The organism is Phenylobacterium sp. (genome assembly GCF_030645195.1).
Lineage (GTDB): Bacteria > Pseudomonadota > Alphaproteobacteria > Caulobacterales > Caulobacteraceae > Phenylobacterium.
Genome location: NZ_JAUSLW010000133.1, coordinates 1 through 1,612, shown reverse-complemented (window position 1 = coordinate 1,612; position 1,612 = coordinate 1). Strand labels below are relative to the sequence as shown.

Sequence of the window (1,612 nt, the reverse complement as noted above, 5' to 3'; positions counted from 1 at the left end):
GTCCTGATCGACGCCGCCCACCAGTGCATGACCACCCGCGGCGTCCACCACCGGCACGTGACCACCATCACCACCCAGTTCACCGGCGTCTTCAAGACCGACCCGACCCTGCGTCAGCGGTTCCTGGACTTCGTCAACAGGCGCTGAGGCCAGCCTCCCGTGTCATTCCTCGCGGGATGACACGGGCCCAAGGCTAGCGTGGCGCGGCCGATGGGCGCCATATGCGGCCATGGCCAAGCCCACCTTCCCCACCGCGACCTCCAAGGACATCCTCGAACGCGGCGACCTGCTCGCCCCGAGGTTCGATTCCGCCGGCCTGATCCCGGCTATCGCCACCCATGCCGAGACCGGCGAGGTGCTGATGCTGGCCTATATGAACGCCGAAGCCCTGGAGCGGACGCTCGCCACCGGTGAGGCCCACTATTTCAGCCGCTCCCGCAACGAGCTCTGGCACAAGGGCGCCACCAGCGGCCAGATCCAGCTGGTGGAGGAGGTCCGCATCGACTGCGACCAGGACGCCATCCTGCTGAAGGTCACCCCCGAGGGCGACGGCGGCGCCTGCCACACGGGCTTCCGCACCTGCTTCTATCGGGTGGTGGAGAACGGGAAGCTCAAGGAACGACTGCCGTGACCGTCGTCCAGGCCCTGCTGGCCTTCACGGTGGCGGCGGGCCTGCTGACCCTGACCCCGGGCCTGGACACCGCGCTCATCCTGCGCACCGCCGCCGTGGAGGGGCCCAGGCGCGCGGTCCTGGCCATGGTGGGGATTCTCGCCGGCTGCTTCGCCTGGGGCGGTCTGGTGGCCTTTGGCCTGGGCGCCGTGCTGCAGGCCTCGACCCTGGCCTTCAACATCCTGAAGTGGGCCGGGGCGGCCTATCTGGTCTGGCTGGGGATCGGCCTGATCCTGCGACCCCGCGACAGCTTCGAGGTCGCCGACGCGCCCGCGACGCAGGGCTCCGACACCGCCTGGATGCGGCGGGGCTTCCTGTCCAACATGCTGAACCCCAAGATGGGCGTCTTCTACGTGTCGTTCCTGCCCCAGTTCCTGCCGCACGGTGTGCCGGCCGCGCCCTTCATGCTGCTGCTCACCACCGTCCACGTCCTGCTGGGGGTGGTGTGGCTGGGCCTGCTGATCGCCGCCACCCAGCCGATCGCGCGCGTGCTCAAGCGCGCCGCCGTCGTCCGCTGGCTCGACCGGCTGACCGGCGGGGTGTTCGTGGCCTTTGGCCTGCGCCTGGCCCTGGATCGGCGCTGAGTTCGCTTCCCCCACCTGCGTGGAGGAAGCTCAGTGGCTAGACCTCGGTCGGAGCCGAGAGACCGCCGGCTTCCGGCGTCACCCGGTAGGTCTTCAGCACCTTGGTCTCATAGGTGGGCTCGGTGATGTTGGAGACCGCCATCAAATCCGCCCGGGCTTCGTCCGGCGTCAGGGTCAGCAGGACGAAACCCTTGGCGCTCTGGTGGTTGTAGACCACTTCCCGGTTGGCGCTGGCGAACACCTCTCCGATCGGGAAGGCGGTGAGCAGGTCGCCGCCGCCGGGGCTGGTGATCCCCGTGGCCCCGAACTCCACGCCGGCCCGGGCGCCGCCCTGGTCGAACAGCTCGTTGACCCAGAA

Annotated in this window: 3 protein-coding genes and 1 pseudogene; 3 read left to right on the top strand and 1 reads right to left on the bottom strand. The window is 69.3% G+C overall.

Annotated features, from left to right (window positions below; all coding sequences use genetic code 11):
• From Q7T09_RS11430 to Q7T09_RS11420, 3 genes are all read left to right on the top strand, one after another.
• Window positions 1-147, top strand: a 147-nt coding sequence (locus Q7T09_RS11430) for a GTP cyclohydrolase I (RefSeq protein ID WP_304699783.1), incomplete at its 5' end; no start/stop codon positions are given.
• An 82-nt stretch (window positions 148-229) separates the two neighbouring features.
• Complete coding sequence (gene hisI, locus Q7T09_RS11425) at window positions 230-631, top strand: phosphoribosyl-AMP cyclohydrolase (RefSeq protein ID WP_304699782.1); 402 nt, start codon at window positions 230-232, stop codon at window positions 629-631.
• Window positions 628-1,254, top strand: coding sequence for a LysE family translocator (locus tag Q7T09_RS11420; RefSeq protein ID WP_304699781.1), 627 nt, complete (start codon window positions 628-630; stop codon window positions 1,252-1,254). Before hisI ends, Q7T09_RS11420 begins: the two co-directional genes overlap by 4 nt.
• A gap of 37 nt (window positions 1,255-1,291) precedes the next feature.
• Here the strand turns inward: Q7T09_RS11420 and Q7T09_RS11415 are convergent.
• Window positions 1,292-1,612: pseudogene (locus Q7T09_RS11415) on the bottom strand (alkaline phosphatase); the annotation flags it as partial.

Coding starts and splice junctions, on each gene's coding strand:
- hisI (WP_304699782.1), top strand. CDS start 230: ATGGCCAAGCCCACCTTCCCCACCGCGACCTCCAAGGACATCCTCGAA.